The organism is Chryseobacterium taeanense (genome assembly GCF_900099685.1).
Taxonomy (GTDB): Bacteria; Bacteroidota; Bacteroidia; order Flavobacteriales; family Weeksellaceae; genus Chryseobacterium; species Chryseobacterium taeanense.
Window position 1 is genome coordinate 409052 of sequence record NZ_FNDW01000002.1, and the last position, 18330, is coordinate 427381.

General features: G+C 36.1%; 19 protein-coding genes. 11 read left to right on the forward strand and 8 right to left on the reverse strand.

The window, feature by feature from the left end; genetic code table 11:
- Positions 1 to 213: 213 nt before the first annotated feature.
- Positions 214 to 369: a hypothetical protein gene (locus tag BLR30_RS17660; protein ID WP_175443603.1), complete on the forward strand. Its 156-nt coding sequence runs from the start codon at positions 214 to 216 to the stop codon at positions 367 to 369.
- Positions 370 to 792: 423 nt separating this feature from the next.
- Here BLR30_RS17660 and BLR30_RS04805 read toward each other — a convergent pair whose 3' ends face one another.
- Positions 793 to 2115: a phosphatidylserine decarboxylase family protein gene (locus tag BLR30_RS04805; protein WP_089855562.1), complete on the reverse strand. Its 1323-nt coding sequence runs from the start codon at positions 2113 to 2115 to the stop codon at positions 793 to 795.
- A gap of 251 nt (positions 2116 to 2366) precedes the next feature.
- Positions 2367 to 2819, reverse strand: coding sequence for a PA2169 family four-helix-bundle protein (locus BLR30_RS04810; protein ID WP_089855930.1), 453 nt, complete (start codon positions 2817 to 2819; stop codon positions 2367 to 2369).
- Positions 2820 to 2980: 161 nt separating this feature from the next.
- On the opposite strand from BLR30_RS04810, the gene BLR30_RS04815 reads away from it, so the two are divergent.
- Complete coding sequence (locus tag BLR30_RS04815) at positions 2981 to 3778, forward strand: Cof-type HAD-IIB family hydrolase (protein WP_089855564.1); 798 nt, start codon at positions 2981 to 2983, stop codon at positions 3776 to 3778.
- A 126-nt stretch (positions 3779 to 3904) separates the two neighbouring features.
- On the forward strand, positions 3905 to 4075 hold the full coding sequence (locus BLR30_RS17545; RefSeq protein WP_139164589.1) for a lmo0937 family membrane protein: 171 nt from the start codon (positions 3905 to 3907) through the stop codon (positions 4073 to 4075).
- Between the two features lie 77 nt (positions 4076 to 4152).
- Here BLR30_RS17545 and BLR30_RS04820 read toward each other — a convergent pair whose 3' ends face one another.
- Positions 4153 to 4722, reverse strand: a complete 570-nt coding sequence (locus BLR30_RS04820) for an OmpH/Skp family outer membrane protein (protein WP_089855566.1) — start codon at positions 4720 to 4722, stop codon at positions 4153 to 4155.
- Positions 4723 to 4881: 159 nt separating this feature from the next.
- A complete protein-coding gene (locus BLR30_RS04825; protein ID WP_089855569.1) occupies positions 4882 to 5871 on the reverse strand; it encodes an aldo/keto reductase in 990 nt (329 codons plus the stop codon).
- Positions 5872 to 5971: 100 nt separating this feature from the next.
- On the opposite strand from BLR30_RS04825, the gene BLR30_RS04830 reads away from it, so the two are divergent.
- From BLR30_RS04830 to BLR30_RS04845, 4 genes are all read left to right on the forward strand, one after another.
- Positions 5972 to 6817 carry a helix-turn-helix domain-containing protein gene (locus BLR30_RS04830; protein WP_089855572.1) on the forward strand — a complete coding sequence of 282 codons (846 nt, stop codon included), beginning with the start codon at positions 5972 to 5974 and terminating at the stop codon, positions 6815 to 6817.
- An 82-nt stretch (positions 6818 to 6899) separates the two neighbouring features.
- Positions 6900 to 8108 (forward strand): MFS transporter, encoded by a 1209-nt coding sequence (locus BLR30_RS04835; RefSeq protein WP_228400717.1) that lies wholly within the window; start codon positions 6900 to 6902, stop codon positions 8106 to 8108.
- Between the two features lie 391 nt (positions 8109 to 8499).
- Complete coding sequence (locus tag BLR30_RS04840) at positions 8500 to 9777, forward strand: NAD(P)/FAD-dependent oxidoreductase (protein WP_089855578.1); 1278 nt, start codon at positions 8500 to 8502, stop codon at positions 9775 to 9777.
- Positions 9778 to 9843: 66 nt separating this feature from the next.
- Positions 9844 to 11688 (forward strand): chloride channel protein, encoded by a 1845-nt coding sequence (locus BLR30_RS04845; RefSeq protein ID WP_089855581.1) that lies wholly within the window; start codon positions 9844 to 9846, stop codon positions 11686 to 11688.
- Positions 11689 to 11771: 83 nt separating this feature from the next.
- Here BLR30_RS04845 and BLR30_RS04850 read toward each other — a convergent pair whose 3' ends face one another.
- The gene (locus BLR30_RS04850; protein ID WP_089855584.1) at positions 11772 to 12581 is read right to left on the reverse strand and encodes an anti-sigma factor; all 810 of its coding nucleotides are present in this window, start codon (positions 12579 to 12581) and stop codon (positions 11772 to 11774) included.
- A gap of 1 nt (position 12582) precedes the next feature.
- On the reverse strand, positions 12583 to 13152 hold the full coding sequence (locus BLR30_RS04855; protein ID WP_228400718.1) for an RNA polymerase sigma factor: 570 nt from the start codon (positions 13150 to 13152) through the stop codon (positions 12583 to 12585).
- 275 nt (positions 13153 to 13427) lie between these two features.
- Between BLR30_RS04855 and BLR30_RS04860 the strand changes: the two genes are divergently transcribed.
- The 4 genes from BLR30_RS04860 (at position 13428) to BLR30_RS17665 (ending at position 16086) form a co-directional block, all read left to right on the forward strand.
- The gene (locus BLR30_RS04860) at positions 13428 to 13997 is read left to right on the forward strand and encodes a fasciclin domain-containing protein (protein ID WP_089855587.1); all 570 of its coding nucleotides are present in this window, start codon (positions 13428 to 13430) and stop codon (positions 13995 to 13997) included.
- An 88-nt stretch (positions 13998 to 14085) separates the two neighbouring features.
- Positions 14086 to 14793: a ferritin-like domain-containing protein gene (locus BLR30_RS04865; protein ID WP_089855590.1), complete on the forward strand. Its 708-nt coding sequence runs from the start codon at positions 14086 to 14088 to the stop codon at positions 14791 to 14793.
- 25 nt (positions 14794 to 14818) lie between these two features.
- Positions 14819 to 15625, forward strand: a complete 807-nt coding sequence (locus BLR30_RS04870) for a ferritin-like domain-containing protein (RefSeq protein WP_089855593.1) — start codon at positions 14819 to 14821, stop codon at positions 15623 to 15625.
- A 311-nt stretch (positions 15626 to 15936) separates the two neighbouring features.
- Positions 15937 to 16086, forward strand: coding sequence for a hypothetical protein (locus BLR30_RS17665; protein ID WP_175443604.1), 150 nt, complete (start codon positions 15937 to 15939; stop codon positions 16084 to 16086).
- Between the two features lie 139 nt (positions 16087 to 16225).
- Here BLR30_RS17665 and BLR30_RS04875 read toward each other — a convergent pair whose 3' ends face one another.
- Together BLR30_RS04875 and bioA are read right to left on the reverse strand one after the other, a co-directional pair.
- Complete coding sequence (locus BLR30_RS04875; RefSeq protein ID WP_089855596.1) at positions 16226 to 16933, reverse strand: DUF421 domain-containing protein; 708 nt, start codon at positions 16931 to 16933, stop codon at positions 16226 to 16228.
- 60 nt (positions 16934 to 16993) lie between these two features.
- Complete coding sequence (gene bioA / locus BLR30_RS04880; protein ID WP_089855600.1) at positions 16994 to 18265, reverse strand: adenosylmethionine--8-amino-7-oxononanoate transaminase; 1272 nt, start codon at positions 18263 to 18265, stop codon at positions 16994 to 16996.
- Positions 18266 to 18330: the final 65 nt, after the last annotated feature.

Below are 18330 nucleotides of genomic sequence, written 5' to 3' on the forward strand. Positions count from 1 at the left end.
AAATTATTTTTGGTATATTATATTTATAGTTTACTTATTAAGAATAGCGAAGATTTGTCGCTTTTTGATGTAGTATTGCCGTGGATGGCTATACATAATTCTTAAATTTTTGAAAGTTAATAAAGATTTTAAATGAATTGTTTAAAAATGGTCTGCTTTATGCTAAGAGTATAACAAGTTTACATCAGATCAAACACTTTTAAATATTAAATTATGAAAGAATCTACACAATGGGAAAATTCCCTGTCATTGAACAGAGAAATTGAACGCCAAAAAGCTTTAAAAGCACTTGAAAAAGCAAAAATGATTAAGAGAAAAGTTATTTTTCTTCCCAGAGGAGCATCCGGGAGTTCCAAACTTAACTTTTAATGCCGTTTTTAAGAAGTAATAAAAAATTAGGAATAATAATAATTTTAAACCATGACGGAATCTGTTGTGTTTTTTTCTTGTATATAAGGATGTGTATTTAAGAAAACATTTCAACTAATTTCATTAAATAAAAAGTCCTATAATTTATATTATGTTAAATTGAATATATTTCGAGTTCTTTCTACAACTTGAAAAATCTTTGATTTTGATCCTTTGAAAACTTTTGATATTACAGCTCATTGCGGTATAATTATCTTTTTGCGGTTAATTCTGAAATTAGCTTAAACAGTTTTATTTATTCACTAATTAACCTAATAATGATAAAATAATAAAAGACTATCTGAAAAATAAAAAGTTCAGATAGTCTTTTTGAAAACGAATTAAATGATATTATTTAAAATTTGAAATGATAAAACTTACAATTTATACAACTACACCAATTCTAGCTTTCACAGGAATATTTGAGGTATTCAGGCTTGGTGTCTGTCCGTGGAAATCAAAATCAATATTAACGCCCGGACGGAAAATCAGGCAATGCGTAGATCCTCCAAAATGAAATGTACCAATCGGATCTCCTTTTTTAACGTGATCTCCTTCACGAACGGTAATTTCACAGCTTGAAACTTCCGCCATTCCGATAGCGACAAAGCACATCAACCCGATTTTATCATTATCTGACTGAATAAATACCAATGCACGTGTTGCCAATTCTGCGATATATCCCTGAGAATCATTAGGTCCTGCCGGATCATAACCTTCAGCAGGCGCTTCAGAATAGTAAGTGCCGGGAACATTCTGGATAGCAACTATTTTACCATCTACCGGACTGTTCCAGCGATGATAAGTTTTAGCACATAAAAATGCCTGATAAACAGTACTGTTATCACCAAATTCATGAGCCAGTTTGTGATTATCCATAATATCTAATAGTGAATATGGTTGTCCTTTCATCCAGAATTTATCTTTCATCATAGCATTATTGACGCAATTATACGGAGCCGATTCACATGCATTGACAATCACAGACGGATCTTTATCTTCTTCACTTACTTCTCTTACACCCGGATTGAATTCTCTGGTGAAAAAATCATCCCAGCTTTTGTATCCAAAATAGGGTTCATTTGGTTTACATTGGTAATTGTAGATGAAATTATCCAGAGCTTCATATGGGTCATTACCTTTCCCTCTCAGCGGATCCATACTGGCAATAGCTTCCAAAGCTACAGGTGAAAACCATCCTACCGGATTCGTGTAATCCGGCTGTGGCTGATCTATGGAACCATTTACCAACACATAACGGGAGTCTGAAGAGCTTAGAAAATTTTTCCATTCGTTTAGGATAACCTGAAGTTTTTGATTCACCAACGCATTGGTAAACGTGAGATATCCTCCTTCTGTACCCATAGCCCAGTCGAGAATCGCATTAACAGGAAATCCCACAAGCCCGATTTTGTCTTCAATCTGGCTGTAACAAGGGGCTTCCCGAAGAATCTGATTCATAATCTGAAGCATCGTTTCAAAGTTTTTTACCTGATCGTTGTACCCTTGAGGAACCTGATCGTACATACTGGTAAACCCCATATAAAGTACTGCGTCCTTATAAATAGCATTTCTGAGATCTTCAATGGCAGGATTCAGGGCAAGCGGGTTTGCATTTACCCGATTAACTTTCTTTTCGATCCAGCGATTAAGAAAATTTCTGTCGGATGGAAGCCATTTTCCAACCCTGTATTTAACATGATTCATAATAGAGTATTTTCTCCTTACTCATATGGCTTTTCAGGATGCGCCCCGTTTGATATGGTTTCTGGTCTCCATGGTTATTAGTTGGTATAAAATTACACCGAAAACATCCTTACAGGCAAGGGTGATTTTACTTAAAAATAAATTTCCGTACTAATACGCAATTCATTTTAGTATAACAAAAAGGCTTTCTCTATTGAAAAAACCTTTTTTTATTTATTGAATTTTATTTGAGCTTTAAATCTGGAATTTTACTACTTATACCTGCTCATATTTTCAAACTGATGATAAGAATCTTTAATATTTTTTAAATGTTCTGAAACAATATCAAGACTTTCCGGGCTAAGTTTACCGCTGTCGATTGCATTTTGGTAAGCATCAATTGCAGCTTTTTCACCGAAAATAACATTTTCAATCGTAGACTCTTCTTTATTTCCCAATGTAAAAGAATTTTTAATATCAATCCATGTTCTGTGAAGCGCTCCGGCTACGGATGTTGAATCTTCGGGAGTTTCTCCATCATCCTGAATGAGATTGATTAATTCATTTTTCATCACTTTTGAAAGTGAACTCAAGCGTGCATATTCAGATTTTACATCGGGATAGTTTTCCCATACTTTTCCTTCAACCTTTGAAAAACCTTCGATCCTGTCATTAGTAATATGCAACAGGTCATTAAGTACTGATGCTTCTTCTTTATTTTTCATACTGTTATAATTTTGGTGTTCTTGAACAAGTGCAATAACTATACCCGACAGCATTATCGGAATACCACATTAATATATTTAAAGAATTATGAATTAACACTTATAATAATCCTTATAACTTTTTTGTGCGTATTTTTATCCTAAATTCACAAAATCTACTTATGAATTCATTAGAAAACTGTAATATAAAAGCTATTTTTTTTGACGTTGATGGTACGCTAATCAGCTTTAAAACCAATAAAATTCCCGAATCTACCCAAAAGGCGATCAAAAACCTGCGGCAAAAAGGTATTAAAGTAATTGTTGCCACAGGACGTTCCATAAATTCTTTAGATCATATCAGGCATATTTCCTTTGACGGATTTATAACGTTTAATGGCGGATACTGTATAACGGCCGAAGGGAAAGTAATGTTTAAAAAATATATTGATTCGGGTGATATAAAGAGTCTTGTGAATTATTCACAGAATTTTCCTTTAAGTTATTCATTAATGTATGAAGATAAAGTAGAGATCAGTGATGCTACTCCTGAAGTTGTTGGAATGTATGGTCATATTAATATTCCTGTCCCACCGGTTCACGATAAAGATAATATTGATACAGACCATGTACTGCAGGCAAATATTTTTCTGGGACCTGAAGATGAAAAAAAATTCATGGATACTATAATGCCAAATTCTGTAGCATCCAGATGGACTCCCCTTTTTGCAGATGTCAATCATCATGAAATCAATAAATTTACAGGGATTAAACATTTTTGCAGCCATTTTGATATTGATATTGCAGAAACGATGGCTTTCGGTGATGGCGGAAATGATATTTCAATGCTCAAGCATACTAAAATCGGTGTTGCGATGGGAAATGCAAACGAAAATGTAAAGAAAATTGCTGATTATGTGACTAAAGATATTGACGATCATGGTATAGAATCTGCGCTTATTTACTTTCGAATCATTTAATTATCAGTAACTTTTATATATTTCTATCTGTTTTTTATTTTATTGTGGTATGTATTTTTACATAATTTAATATAAAAAGGCACAATATGTGTATATAGTTAATCGAATCACTTAAAATATTTAATTATGAGAAGTATATTATGGTTAGTCGCAGTAATTTGTATAGTTGTGTGGCTTTTAGGAATGTTAGGAATTGTACCTGGAATGGATACAGGATATTTAGTTCACGTATTGCTTGTAATTGCAATTATTGTTGTTCTTTATAATCTGATATCAGGTAGAAAGCCACTCGACTAAATCTGCCTACAAACGGAAAATAAAAAGCTGGAATCAATAAGATGTCCAGCTTTTATTTTTTTGAAATTCTACTTTTATTACTTACCCGCAGATTTTGCAGTACCTGTAGCACCAAGCTTAGATTTTACTGTTGGTGTAATATCTTCACCTCCGTCTACATAGGCAAGATTACTGTTTCCCTGTGAAGCAGCAACGTCAAATACATATGCCAACCCTTTTTCTTTAGCAACGGTAGAGATCATTGTGCTTACTTTTTGCTGAATAGGTGTAAATAATTCAGATTGTTTTTTAGATACATCCTGAGCCGCTTTTGTTCTGGCTTCTTCTATACCTTTTCCTAAAGTCTGAAGTTCTGTCTGTGCAGCAGTAAGTTCTTTAATAACAGTTTCTTTATTTGCCTCACTTATTGTTTTTTCCTTGTCCTGAGCTGCTTTCAGCTTGGTCTGATAAGTGGTGATTAATTTTTCAATTTCACTTTGCTTTGTTTTTGTGAAAGCATCCAGAGAAGCTTCTGCTGTTTTTGCTTCAGGAAGATTGGCAAAAATATCATCAGAATTAACGTGACCGATTTTTTGTTGTGCATTTGCCATATTGGTAGCCAGGAAAAGTCCTGCTGCTAAAGAAAATGCTGTGATTAACTTTTTCATCTTAATTATATATATTTAATTTATCTTTTAAAGACAGCAAATATAATAAATATACCTATATGCTTAGTGATATTGTTAAAAAAGAAGCCCGAATACTATATCCGGACTTCATAATTGTGATATGTAATTAAAAAAATTGATTGCTGATATAAAACTTTATTATTCAGGAACCTGTGCTTTTTCATAAATTAATCCTTCCGATTTTAATTCTTTCCAGAAATCTGTGGGAATACTTTCATGAAGAGCATTTACATTATCTTCTACCTGCTGCGGTCTACTTGCTCCGGGAATAATAGAAACAAACTCTTCTGCTGCCAGCACAAAATGAAGCGCCGCATCTACAATATCAATATCATACCTTTTGGCAATTTCTGAGATTTTATCACGCTTTTCGGTCATGCCTTTAGGGATAACGTCTTTGTAATTATATCTGGGTCTTCCGTTTATAAATCCTGAATTGTACCCTGCCCCGGAAACGAGCTTCACACCTGCTTTCTTAACGGCCGGAAGCAACCTGTCGACTGCGTCTTCGTGTTCAAGGATAGAATATTGTGTTGCAGAAAGACAAATATCAGGATCGGCAGAATCAAGACAATCCAGAATAGGTTCTATTTTATTGACACCCATTCCCCAGGCTTTAATAACGCCCTGATCTCTCAGTTCTGACAAAACTTTAAATGCTCCTTCCCTTGCCTGCTTCAGAAAATATGGATACCGATCACCTACCTGATCTTCCGACAAGTCGTGGACATACACAATATCAATATGGTTAAGCCGTGTTCTCTCAAGGCTTTCTTCTATTGATCTTTTGATAGCATCTGCCGTATAGTTATGCTCAAAATCAAAATTCAGAGGATCCTGCCACATCGTTGGCGGAACTTCATCTTCAGGAACTTCAACAAACAATCTTCCTACTTTTGTAGAAATTACAAATTCATCCCTGTTCTTGCCATGAAGAAAATTCCCGAATCTTCTTTCACTTTTGGTAAGTCCGTACCACGGGGAAGTATCGTAATACCGTATGCCGAGATCCCATGCTTTCTGCAAAACTTCATAGGAATCTCCGTCCGTAAGAGGTTCAAAAGCGGTTCCGATGGCTACTCCACCCAATCCGAGTCTGTGTTTTTCTGTTAAAATGTCTGCTTTCATATTTTAATATTTAATATTTGGTTGTCGTAAAGGATACAAAGATTGTGCAGATGCATTTATAAAAAAGAATATTCTTTAATTTTACCATAATTTAACTGAAATGGCAAAGACTGAAATACTTTTTCACAAAGATGAACTGAAATCTACAGGTATTGAAATCATTAGTTTGGAAGGTCTTGAGTTTAAAGACAAAGTTCCGCACCGTGATGACCATTTTATGCTGATTATTCAGATAAAGGGAAATTTTGTTTTGGAGATTGATTTTCGGGAAGTTATCCTATCGGGATCTTCGCTGTGTTATATTGCTCCGGGTCAGGTGCATCAATATCGGGAACAAGAGAATAATGAAGGATGGATTGTTTTTTTAGAGACGGCTTTGGTTGCTAAAGCATATCTAGAAGTGCTGAATACCTCACTCAATTCCCATCAATTCAGTGAAATTTCACCAGATGATCTTATTTTTAATTTTATTCCTGTCTTTAAATCTATGCTTACTATGCAGGCGGAAACTTTCAGTGATTCAATTATCACCTCTCTTACGGACAGCCTTCTCGGAATTTTTGTTCAGAATTTAATGCAAAGCAGAAAAGCTAAAAATCTGATTGGAGGACAAAAATATAAAACAGTTATTGAATTTAAACATTTGGTTCAGCAACATTACAAAAAACTAAAACAGGTAAAAGAATATTCGGAAATACTAAATATTACGCCTCTTTATTTAAATGAAATTGTAAAGGAAATCACAGGGTTTTCTGCAAGCCACTGGATTCATGAAGAAATTATTCTGGAAGCACAGCGGCTATTATACTATACCGATCTGGATATTAAACAGATTGCCTATCAATTGGGTTATGACGATCATGCTTATTTTTCAAGGTTTTTCAAAAAGAATACAGGAAATACGGCTTCTCAATTCAGAATCAAAAAAACATTAATTGTCCAATAATCCCCTTAGATTAGCCATCGTTTTCCCTCACTTATCAATTTACTTTTGTCACCGTAAAATAATAACATAAAACGGTATGACAATGAAAAATACAAAACCTTTCGCAGGAGCCGACAAAAACATTATTCGAAAAGAAAAATCTTCAACAAACATTCTTTATCCTCTTATTTTTTCCGTTTTTGCGGTCTATCTTACAATGGGGATTTCTTTAGGCGTATTGCCTGGATTCATTAAAAATAATTTGCAATTCGGAAACCTTGCCATAGGAATAACCATAGGGCTTCAGTCTCTGGCAGCTTTACTTACAAGAGCTTATGCAGGTAAAATTACGGATACGCTGGGTGCAAAAGTGAGCAATCACCGGGGCATTTTTTTAATTTTTATTGCGGGCTTAGTCTACATTTTTGCAGCATTTTCAGATGGCTTTCCTATCTTGGCATTAAGCTTACTTATTATTTCAAGAATCATTCACGGAATTGGAGAAAGTATGCTCGTTACAGGAGCGTTAACCTGGGGAATAGGTCTTCTCGGAGCCAAGAATTCAGGAAAGGTAATGACCTGGAACGGTATAGCGATGTATGCAGGAATAGCTTTGGGAGTACCTTTGAGCATTTTGCTGCAAGGCGAATCCGGAATTAAATTTCCATTTATACTGATTGTTTTGTTATCCATCGTAAGCTGGCTTCTCACCGCTAAACTTGCGGTTCTTCCTGTCGATGCTACTCATGTGCGGATTCCGTTTTACAAAGTAATCGGCAAGGTAATGAATCAGGGATTGGCATTGGCATTTTCTTCGATGGGATTTGCGTGTATTGCATCATTTATTGCATTGCTTTTTGCAGATAAAAACTGGAGCGGTGCATCATTGGGATTTCTTTGTTTCGGTGGGTTCTATATTGCCACAAGGCTCTTTTTTGCCTCCTATCCTGATAAATTCGGAGGTTATAAAGTAGCATTAGTTTCATTTATTGTAGAAATTATCGGGCAACTATGTATTGGATTTTCAACTTCAGGATGGATGGCAATTGTCGGTTGTGCATTGACCGGAATAGGTTTTTCACTGGTATTTCCGGCATTGGGTGTTCTGGCAATAAAAAAAGTTCAGCCGCATATGAGAGGAACAGCATTAGGAGCCTATTCTGCATTTTTTGATCTTTCTTTGGGAGTCGCAGGTCCTGTTGCCGGCCTCATTGCAGGTTGGCTGAATTATCAGTCGATTTATATTTTCGGAGCAATCAGTGGTTTAACCGCAATTCTTATTTTGTTTAAGGAGAAAAACTCCAGAACATAAACATCATTTTTCAAATTAACTTTTAATAGGATGAATCAATCAGGTCCATCTTTTTTCTTAAAAATCAAATAGAAACTTTGCTTATTTAAGTCAATTTATGCAACTCTAAAAACGTGCGCAGCTTTTTAATAAAACCTGCTTAGGTTTTTGATGAAAGGTGCGCACCTTTGTGATAAGGTGTGCTCAGGTTTTTACCGTTTCGTGCAGGTTGGCTTTAAAAACGCTTTTTAGCTGCTCATGATAAATATTTTATAAACATACTTTAAGGTGGGTTTAAATTAACAATATCTTTCTTGAATATCTGAAGTTAATCTTAAATGAATTAAATAACACAGTCTGTTTTTGGCTTTATTCTTGGAGTTATTCCGCTACCATTTCAATATAAAATTCTATGAAAAAGCATATCGTTATCGTCGGTGGAGGATTCGCCGGCATCAATCTTATTAAATCGCTGGTCAACGACAACCGTTTCAGAATTACACTTGTCGATAAAAACAATTATCATTTTTTTCCCCCGCTTATTTATCAGGTAGCCACTTCATTCATTGAAGCCTCCAACATTAGTTACCCTTTCCGTAAAATGATTTCCAATTATAAAAATGTCAATTTTCATATGAGCAGTCTGGTAAAAGTAGATCATGAGCATAATATTCTTGAAACGGATAATGGCATTGTAAAATACGATTATCTTGTATTGGCGCTCGGTACAGAATCTAATTTTTTCGGAATGGAAAATGTGAAAAATTGTGCCTTACCAATGAAAACAATAGACGAGGCACTCTATCTCAGGAATTATATGTTGCTTACGCTTGAAGAAGCAGCAAGAAATAGAAACATAAAAGCAGCACAGAAACTACAGAATATTGTGATTGCAGGCGGTGGCCCAACCGGTGTGGAACTTGCAGGGATGATCGCAGAAATGGGAAGCTATATCGCAGAGAAAGAATATCCGGAAATCAAATTGCACCTTTCCAGTATTTATCTTATTGATGCACTTCCTACTCTTTTATCGCCTATGAGTAAAATGGCTCAGGAAGCTGCTTATGAAAAACTTACGAAATTGGGAGTGAAAATAATCCTCAACGTAGCTGTAAAAGATTATGTGGACGGAAAAGTAATGCTCGCCGACGGAAAGACCATAGAAACAGAAACCCTGATCTGGACATCCGGTGTTATCGGGCGTGAAGTTCCGGGGATTCCGCAGGAAAGCATCGGCAAAGGCAGAAGGATTCTGGTAGATGCATATAATAAAGTAAACGGTACTGCGAATATTTATGCCTTGGGCGATATCTCGTTACAGCTTACGGAGGAAAAATATCCGAAAGGACACCCTCAGCTGGCACAGGTGGCTATTCAGCATGCGAAGAATTTAGGAAAGAATTTTAAAAGAATGGAAGATAAAAAAGCGCTTATCCCATTTGAATATAATGATAAGGGAAGCATGGCGATTATCTCAAAATTTAATGCGGTGGTCGATTTGCCGAAGTTTTCGTTCAAAGGATTTCTGGCATGGCTCACCTGGCTTTTTATTCATATCATTCCGCTTGTAAGTTTTAGCAATAAAGTACGTCTGGCGTTCAATTGGTTGCGGCTATTCATTACCAATAATCCTTCGATCAGGTTAATTTTAAGGCCAAAAAAAGATACCAGTGGACATTCTAAATTTTAATATTCATGATATATTTCATAAATTTACGGCTCTGTAAATATTCTTTTACAGTATAAAATCTCAACAGTGAATATTCATCATAAGAAAAAGTATCTCAGCTTTCTGAAGTTCAAAAGAGACTTTCAAAAGTACGGACTGGAAAAAGCGCGCAGCTACGAGCTCATTCTTCATTGGCTGAACAACAGGCTAAGCAGAAATCAGTTCCTGGTACTTTCAGGAATTCTTGTAGGCTGTACCGCAGGGCTGGCCGGTGTTTTGCTAAAGTCGTTGGTTCATAGCATTCATCATTTTATTACAACAAAAGTTCATTTTGAGTATCAGATATTGTTTTATGTTGTGTTCCCTTTTCTTGGTATTGTTTTAACGACGAGTATTGTTTTAACGATATTTAAAGGTCAGGACAGAAAAGGAATTGGTGTTATTTTATACGAGATTGCACAAAATTCGAGCATTGTTTCTTCGGTAAAGATGTATTCACAGATCGTTCAGAGTGCAGTGACCGTTGGTTTGGGAGGTTCTGCCGGTCTTGAAAGCCCGATTGCCGTTACAGGAGCTGCGATAGGATCAAATTTTGCCCAGACGTACCGTTTAAGCTATAAAGAACGTACGCTTTTACTTGCCGCAGGTGCTACTGCCGGTATTGCCTCTGCATTCAATGCACCGATTGCCGGAATCATGTTTGCATTTGAAATACTTCTCACAGGAGTTGTCTTTACAGACTTTATTCCTCTTGTTGTAGCGGCTGTGTGTGGGAGTTTACTTTCCAGGATTCTGTTACAGGAAGATGTTCTTTTCAGGTTTTACACCAGAGAGGCGTTTAATTACAGGAATGTTCCTTATTATCTCATTTTAGGGATTGTAACAGGTCTTTATGCACGATATTTTGTCATTATTTCGCAAAAGGTAGAGCATTTTATTAAGACCTTAAAGATGTCAAGGCTTAGAAAGGCAATGTTCGGAGGAGCAGTTTTATCGCTGCTATGTGTTCTTTTCCCACCTTTGTTTGGAGAAGGATATGAAACAGTGAAAGCTTTTACAAATGGCGATGTGCACAGAATTATAGAAAACAGCCTTTTCCGATACTTTGAAATTGGGAATTTTACAATTATTATTTTCCTGATTCTTGTACTTCTGTTAAAAGTTTTTGCAACGTCATTTACGATTTTCAGTGGTGGAAACGGAGGTAATTTTGCTCCTTCTCTTTTTGCAGGAGGTACGGTTGGTTATCTTTTTGCAATTATTTGCCAACAGATCGGTTTTCCGGAAGTGCCAGTTACCAATCTTGTTCTGGTAGGAATGGCAGGAGCCATGAGCGGTGTAATGTATGCTCCGCTGACGGCTATTTTCCTTATTGCTGAATCCAGCTTCGGATACGATCTTTTTATTCCGTTGATGATTGTCTCTATCATTTCTTATCTGATTGCAAAATGGTTTTCTCCTATTTCCCCTGAGCTTAAATCTCTTGCGGATCAGGGGAAAATTTTCACCAATAAACATGATAAAAATATATTATTCTCGTTAAGAACCGAAGATTTCATTGACCAGTATTCTCAGGCAATTAATGAAAATTCGCCGATCACAGAATTGTTTGAACTGGTAAAGAACGGAAACAAAAATATCTTTGCAGTAGTTAATAATGATAAAACATTACGGGGTATTCTGACTTTGGATGATATCCGCCCGTATCTGTTTACCAACGACGAAGTTTCGGTTTCTGTGAGCCAGATCATGAAAACTCCTCCGGCAGTTATTCATCCTGAAGATCAGCCACTGGCAATTCTTCAGACTTTTGATGATACAGGTGTCTGGAATTTACCTGTCGTCGATACCCAAAACAGATTTATCGGCTTTATCTCAAAATCGACCATACTGATGAGCTACCGCCAAATCTTAAAAGGATATTCTGAATAATTAATTTAATTTAATTTACATCAATAAAAAAAGATCAGCAACCGATTTTGCTGATCTTTGTATTTTAGCGTAACATGCTGCGATTATATTTCGCCCATAACGTACATATTTTCCATAGTTGGAACCGGGCTTCCTCCCTGTTTCTCAAGCGTTATGGCAAATGCCTGTGCTTTCGGGATGTTGGCAAGAGCAACTTTGCTGTCCTTTTCTTCGGAATACATTCCTGCGTTCACTGGTTTTCCGTCTTCAATAGCCCATAGCTGGTATTGCATTCCCTGAGGAGCTTTCGGAAGGCTTTCTGCATTAAGATAAACCTCTTTTGTTTTGGTATCCCAAAATACCATGGCTTTGGAATCTGAGTGTTTTTCCACGCCTTTCAGCATGACCATTTTCATATCAGGATTAGAAATCATTTCCATTTTCTGATTCATTTTCAGCATAGCAAGATCTTGATTTTTCTTTTCAGTTTCCATTTGGGCGATTTCCTGCCTTGTTTTTGTCTGCTCATTCATCCAGAAAATATTTCCTGCAACGCTGATTAGAAATAAGACTGATGCAGCCGCGGCATACACTTTCCAGTTACTGGTTCTCTGAATTCTTATTTCTTCCTGAGGTTCTGCGGCGGGAATATCTACAGAAACGACAGGTGCGACCTCTTGAGGAGTCTGTTCCTGCTGAATTTTGTTCCAGATCTTTGTTCTGAGATCGTCTGGAGGTATTACAGCCTGTGCTGTAGCAAGGTCTTCCAAAGTTTTCTGTGCTTCTTCAAAAGCTTCTCTTACTTCAGCATTATTCTTCATCACACACTCCAAAATACCTGCTTCGTCGGGTGAAGCAAGACCTAGAATATAAGATTCTATAATTCCGGATGATATGTATTCTTTAGTGTTCAATTTATTGATAATCTTTTAGCAAATCTTTTAATTTCATCAATGCATTCCGCATTTTTGTCTTTACCGTTCCCAGGGGTATCTTCAGTTTTTCCGATATTTCGTTTTGAGTAAACCCCTGATAATAAGCCAGATTGATGAGTTCTTTTTTATCACTTTCCAGACTTTCCAGCACATTATTAAATCCGATAAAATCAGATGGGTCGTTTGTTGTGGAAAGTTCTGCAGAGTTATATACGAAATCGGGTAACGATTGGTTTTTAAGCTCGTTCTGAAAGCTTTTAGACTTTAAATAATCTATAGCTGTGTTTCTGGCAATATTAATCATCCAGGTATAGAACCGCCCTTTTGATGAATCATATTGTTGAATGGAATTCCAGATTTTAACAAAAACATCCTGAATAATCTCTTCAGTGTAATCTTTGGATTGAACGATTCGAAGAATGACACCATAGAGTGCACCGGAATAATGGTCATACAAATAATGAAAACCATTTTCGTTTTTCTCTTTTAGTAAAACGATTAGTTGCTCTTCCGAATACTGTGTCTTAATAATTGATATTTTTCTTTCCAAATGTAATAAAATAAAACTGATAATAAGCAATACCTGCACCATCATTTAAAATCTCAATAAAATTAATCAAGTGTTTAATAATCTTTAAGATAAATATGCAATCCTTTAAAATTTAATAATCAGATGTATTTGCTTTTGAGTTTAACATAAAAATATTTCGCTGATTATTAATTGGTTATGATTTATTTCAAAAAAAATAAAACTAAACTAAGAATGCTCTCGTAAATGAATTTAGAAACAAATTCAAATACATATTAACTTAAAAAATCAAAAAAATGAACACTAGATCAAAAATTGCAGTTTTTAGTATGGTCGCTTTATCATTTGCATTCAGTGGTAAAATATCTGCCCAAATGATGAAAGAGAAAACAGTTATGGTCGGCGGAGCGCCAATGTATCCCTCTAAAAACATCATTGAAAATGCCGTAAATTCTAAAGATCATAAAACTTTAGTTGCCGCAGTAAAAGCAGCAGGATTAGTTGAAACTTTACAGGGAGCAGGACCGTTTACCGTATTGGCTCCTACAGACGCAGCTTTCGCCAAACTTCCGAAAGGCACAGTGGAAAACCTCGTGAAGCCTGAAAACAAAGCTATGCTTACAAAAATCCTTACCTATCATGTTTTACCGGGAAGATATAATGCTAAGCAAATCTGGGCAGCCGTAAAAGCAGGAAATGGAAAAAGTATGATGAAAACAGTAGAAGGTGAACAACTTACATTTTGGACTAAAGGAAAAAATCTATATGTAAGAGACGCTAAAGGAAACGATGCAAAAGTTACCATAGCAGATGTTAACCAATCAAACGGAGTGATTCATGTTATAGATACGGTTTTAATGCCGTAGTGGTGTGTTAGTTGAAACAGCATAATTTTTATGCTGTTTTTTTTCTCTCCCTATCATTATAAACAATAACACTTAAACAAATAATATTATGAAAAAAACTATTAATGTTTCTAATCAAGGTGCTACCCTTGATACAGGCAGAAGAAATTTTTTGAAGCTGAGTGGTGTTGGTCTTGCAATGGCCGGACTGACCTTGATCGGCTGTGACGACAATGAATTCGACTTTATGGAATCCAGCGTTTTTGATCTCGGGAAAGGAGATGTTGGCGTTTTGAACTATGCTTATGCACTTGAACAACTGGAAGCTGATTTTTATACCAAAGTGGTCAATAATTTTTACTCCGGGATTTCAAATGCTGAAAAAGAAATTTTTACAGATCTTTATCATCATGAAGTCATTCACAGAGATTTCTTTAAAGCGGCAATCAGCGGGGTAACATCTAATGTTCTGCCCACCTTGGAGTTTCAATATCCGAATGTAAATTTTAACGACAGAAATTCTGTTCTGGCTACGGCAAAAGCACTGGAAGATACCGGAGTAGCAGCGTATAACGGTGCCGGAAAATACATTACCAATGCAGATTACCTCGTGATTGCCGGGAAAATTGTTTCCGTGGAAGCAAGGCATGCTTCAGCAATCAGGAATCTTATCAACCCTAGCAGTGCTGCATTCTCCGGAGACGATGTTATTGATGCCAATGGATTGGATCTGGCAAAAGAGCCTAAAGATATTGTAATGGCAGCCGGAGGATTTATAAAAACACCTTTCACATGGAAAGAACAGGGAATCGGTTAATTTACTCACTTCAAAAATTTACATTATGAACATTCTTAAACTATTAGATAAGCTTTCTGACGATAAATTCTTCACTACAGAAACATCAAGATTAGACACTCTTACTGGTATTTCCAGATTCGGAAAAAAAGCAGCCATCGCTTCCCTTCCATTGGGATTAGGAGCATTCATGAGTACTCCTGCAAAGGCAGCTTCGTTAAAAAACGATAATACATTCAAAAGCACTTTAACTGATGCATTGCAACTTGCTTTGGTTCTGGAATATCTTGAAGATGAATATTATGCAATAGGCCTTTCTACCGCCGGACTGATTCCTAATGCAGACCGTACGGTTTTTATGCAAATTTCAAAGCATGAGTCGGCTCACGTTACCTTTTTGAAAAGCACTTTAAATTCATTGGGAGTAGCTCCCGGAACGAAGCCTACATTTGATTTTACGGCAGGAGGTAATTTTATGCCATTCAGTGATTATAATCAGTTCCTGGTTTTGGCTCAGGCATTTGAAGACACCGGAGTTCGCGCATACAAAGGGCAGGCAGGGAATGTAATGTCAAACAAAACAGTCTTACAGGCAGCTTTACAGATTCATTCTGTGGAGGCAAGACATGCATCGCAGGTAAGAAGAATGAGAGCTAATAAAGGTTGGATAGAATTGGCAGACGGAGGAAATATGCCTTCTGCGACTAATCCTGTCTATGCAGGAGAAGGAAATACTAATCAGGCTGGCTTCAATACAGCAGCTGCTTTCGGAGCTGCGGCAGGTTCGGCGGCATATGATGAGATTTTAACGGGAAGTGAAGCCCAGACAATTGCTTCTTTGTTTATTGTTTAAATAAAATTCTTTTATTAGGTTTGATCCCTTTCTATTTTTTTTGGAAAGGGATTTTTTTTAGGATAAAATGTTCAAACTAATTTTAAAAAACTTTAGATTAAAATTTAAAGAAAAACAAAAAACTCCCTTTTATAATGGAGTTTTTTGCCTTTTAAAACTTGAAAATACGGTGTAGTGTATGTGGTAAAAGTACAAAGTCTGGCATAGTTTATTTATGACTACGATCATAATAGGTTATTTTAACTGAATTTTCAAATTTTGAATAAGTGATTTTAGGAGAAGTAGTTATGAAAATTTTGTAACTTTAATGTATGAAAACAAAGATATATTCTTCTGTCCTGAAAAAGAAATTACCAGACAAGGAAGAAATAAGAAAAACAGCGAAGTTCTTTGCTGTAAGTGTTTTAGCATTACTTGCAATCGGTTTTTTTACCACTTCACAGAAACTGAATGCAGGATAATTTTAAAAAGTTAAACTTTGCAGATAAGTTTGAGTTTTAAGTTTTGACAATTATATTATTTTGTATATATTTGTGAATCGAAATAATTTTTTTTCATCATTTGTGTTTTTTTAGGCTCCTCATCAGGAGCCTTTTGTTTTTATGTCACCCGTTTTCTGTTATTGGACGGTATCCATTCCTGCTTTTTGCACTTTGGGCAGTTGCCTGCGTCTCCAGGATTTTTTTCTTCAGTATATCCGCAGAACGTGCAGGAATAATGAGCTTTTTCTTTGATGATCTTTAATGAGTCTTGCAATGAGCCCGGCATAATCGGAAGCCCGTATTTTACTTTTTCATCTTCAAAATAAAAAACACTTATTTCCCCCGAAACTTCTTCAATTGCCTGCTCGATCTGGCCAAGCTGTGAAATCCCTCTAAGCCTGAGTTCTGCAAAAAATTCATCGCTTCCGAGATTTTCTTTTTTAAAGTTTTCAATAGAAAATTCTCCGTTTTCTATGAGACATATTGATTTCCCTTCCAGCAATGTTTCAAATTTTTTACTTTTTGCAATAAGAAACGTGATAATTTTATAAATTAAAATAATCAGTACAAATACAAGAATTGAAGAAACAATTCCCACTTCCCTGTAAAACATGGGATCTCCCGCCGCTGAGCCCAGACCGATAATAACTACGAGTTCGAAAAGCGAAAGTTGCTTTACTCCCCTCTTTCCCAGAATCCTGAGCCCGATAATAATTGTCAGAAACATGATGAATGTCCGTAAAGCAACCTCGAATAAAAATGACCATTCTTCCTGCCCCAGCAGAAGTTCTTTCCAGTCAAACTTTAAAAGAAATATGGATAACATATCTGAATTATTTTGTTCTTTAAAATTCAAATAATGAGCCAAGGAATTTTATAAAATATTTTAATGGTAAAAATGATCTAAAACTTCTATAATCTGATGGTAAATAAAATCAAGTTCCTCAGACGTAATGCAATAAGGCGGAACAAGATACATTACATTTCCCAAAGGCCGGAGGATGATTCCCCTATTTAGAAATTCTTTATACAACATTTTTACAATATCATTAAAATACGAAGTCTTTCCGCTGCTTATAATTTCCCAAGCCAGAATGGTTCCTGTCTGCCGTACATTTTCAACTTTTGAATGTCTCCTGAGAATTTCTGAAAATACTGAATGTTTTTTAACAATAAGATCAATATTCTCAAGCGTTTCAGGCTGTAGTAAAAGTTCCATGCTTGCGAGGGCTGCTGTACAAGCTAGCGGATTAGCCGTGAAAGAATGTCCGTGGAAAAGTGTTTTGTATCGATCATCTGATAAAAATTCATCGAAAATTTCAAGGGAACAGCTGGTGATCCCCATTGGCATTGTACCACCGGTAAGTCCTTTGGAAAAACACATAATATCAGGCTTTTCCGAAAGATGATCGGCTGCGAAAAGTTTTCCTGTCCTTCCGAAACCTGTAAAAACTTCATCCTGAATCATTAATATTTTCTGTTTTCTGCATACTTTCATTAATTCCGACAAATCTTCAGCCTTATGCATCAGCATTCCTGCCGCACCCTGAATCAACGGCTCATAAATGAAACAAGCGGTTTCATGTGAGATACTTTCAATAAATGTTGTAAGGCGGTCGAGGTTTTCCGCAGTCGGAACATCAATAAAGACGACTTCAAAAAGCATTTCCCCGAAAGGCTGTGTCCATACACTTCTTCCGCTCACCGACATCGCACCAAAAGTATCTCCGTGATAAGCATTTTTAAAAGCAAGAATTTTTGTTTTTTTATGTTTCTGATTGTAAGCGTATTGAATGCACATTTTTAAAGCTACTTCTACAGCAGTTGAACCATTATCCGAATAGAAGATTTTCTTCTGATTTTCAGGAAGGAGACTCAAGAGATTTTCGGAAAGCTGTACAGCCGGCTCATGGGTAAATCCTGCAAAAATCACCTGTTCCAGAGTATGCAACTGATCGGAAACCCGTTTTGCGATATAAGGATGCGCATGACCATGAAGCGTTACCCACCAAGAAGAAACTGCATCTATATATTGTTTTCCTTCATCGTCAAAAAGATAAATTCCTTTGCCTCTGACGATCGGAATAATGTCATTAGCTGTTTTCATCTGAGTATAAGGATGCCAGTTGACGGCTTTGTCCCGTTTTGATAGATTCATGAGTAATTTTAATTTAGATAATTAAAAATGATAATGAATTATCAGTGAAAATTTAATAATCCATT

Coding starts and splice junctions, on each gene's coding strand:
- BLR30_RS17660 (WP_175443603.1), top strand. CDS start 214: ATGAAAGAATCTACACAATGGGAAAATTCCCTGTCATTGAACAGAGAA.
- BLR30_RS04805 (WP_089855562.1), bottom strand. CDS start 2,115: ATGAATCATGTTAAATACAGGGTTGGAAAATGGCTTCCATCCGACAGA.
- BLR30_RS04810 (WP_089855930.1), bottom strand. CDS start 2,819: ATGAAAAATAAAGAAGAAGCATCAGTACTTAATGACCTGTTGCATATT.
- BLR30_RS04815 (WP_089855564.1), top strand. CDS start 2,981: ATGAATTCATTAGAAAACTGTAATATAAAAGCTATTTTTTTTGACGTT.
- BLR30_RS17545 (WP_139164589.1), top strand. CDS start 3,905: ATGAGAAGTATATTATGGTTAGTCGCAGTAATTTGTATAGTTGTGTGG.
- BLR30_RS04820 (WP_089855566.1), bottom strand. CDS start 4,722: ATGAAAAAGTTAATCACAGCATTTTCTTTAGCAGCAGGACTTTTCCTG.
- BLR30_RS04825 (WP_089855569.1), bottom strand. CDS start 5,871: ATGAAAGCAGACATTTTAACAGAAAAACACAGACTCGGATTGGGTGGA.
- BLR30_RS04830 (WP_089855572.1), top strand. CDS start 5,972: ATGGCAAAGACTGAAATACTTTTTCACAAAGATGAACTGAAATCTACA.
- BLR30_RS04835 (WP_228400717.1), top strand. CDS start 6,900: ATGAAAAATACAAAACCTTTCGCAGGAGCCGACAAAAACATTATTCGA.
- BLR30_RS04840 (WP_089855578.1), top strand. CDS start 8,500: ATGAAAAAGCATATCGTTATCGTCGGTGGAGGATTCGCCGGCATCAAT.
- BLR30_RS04860 (WP_089855587.1), top strand. CDS start 13,428: ATGAACACTAGATCAAAAATTGCAGTTTTTAGTATGGTCGCTTTATCA.
- BLR30_RS04865 (WP_089855590.1), top strand. CDS start 14,086: ATGAAAAAAACTATTAATGTTTCTAATCAAGGTGCTACCCTTGATACA.
- BLR30_RS04870 (WP_089855593.1), top strand. CDS start 14,819: ATGAACATTCTTAAACTATTAGATAAGCTTTCTGACGATAAATTCTTC.
- BLR30_RS17665 (WP_175443604.1), top strand. CDS start 15,937: ATGAAAACAAAGATATATTCTTCTGTCCTGAAAAAGAAATTACCAGAC.
- BLR30_RS04875 (WP_089855596.1), bottom strand. CDS start 16,933: ATGTTATCCATATTTCTTTTAAAGTTTGACTGGAAAGAACTTCTGCTG.
- bioA (WP_089855600.1), bottom strand. CDS start 18,265: ATGAATCTATCAAAACGGGACAAAGCCGTCAACTGGCATCCTTATACT.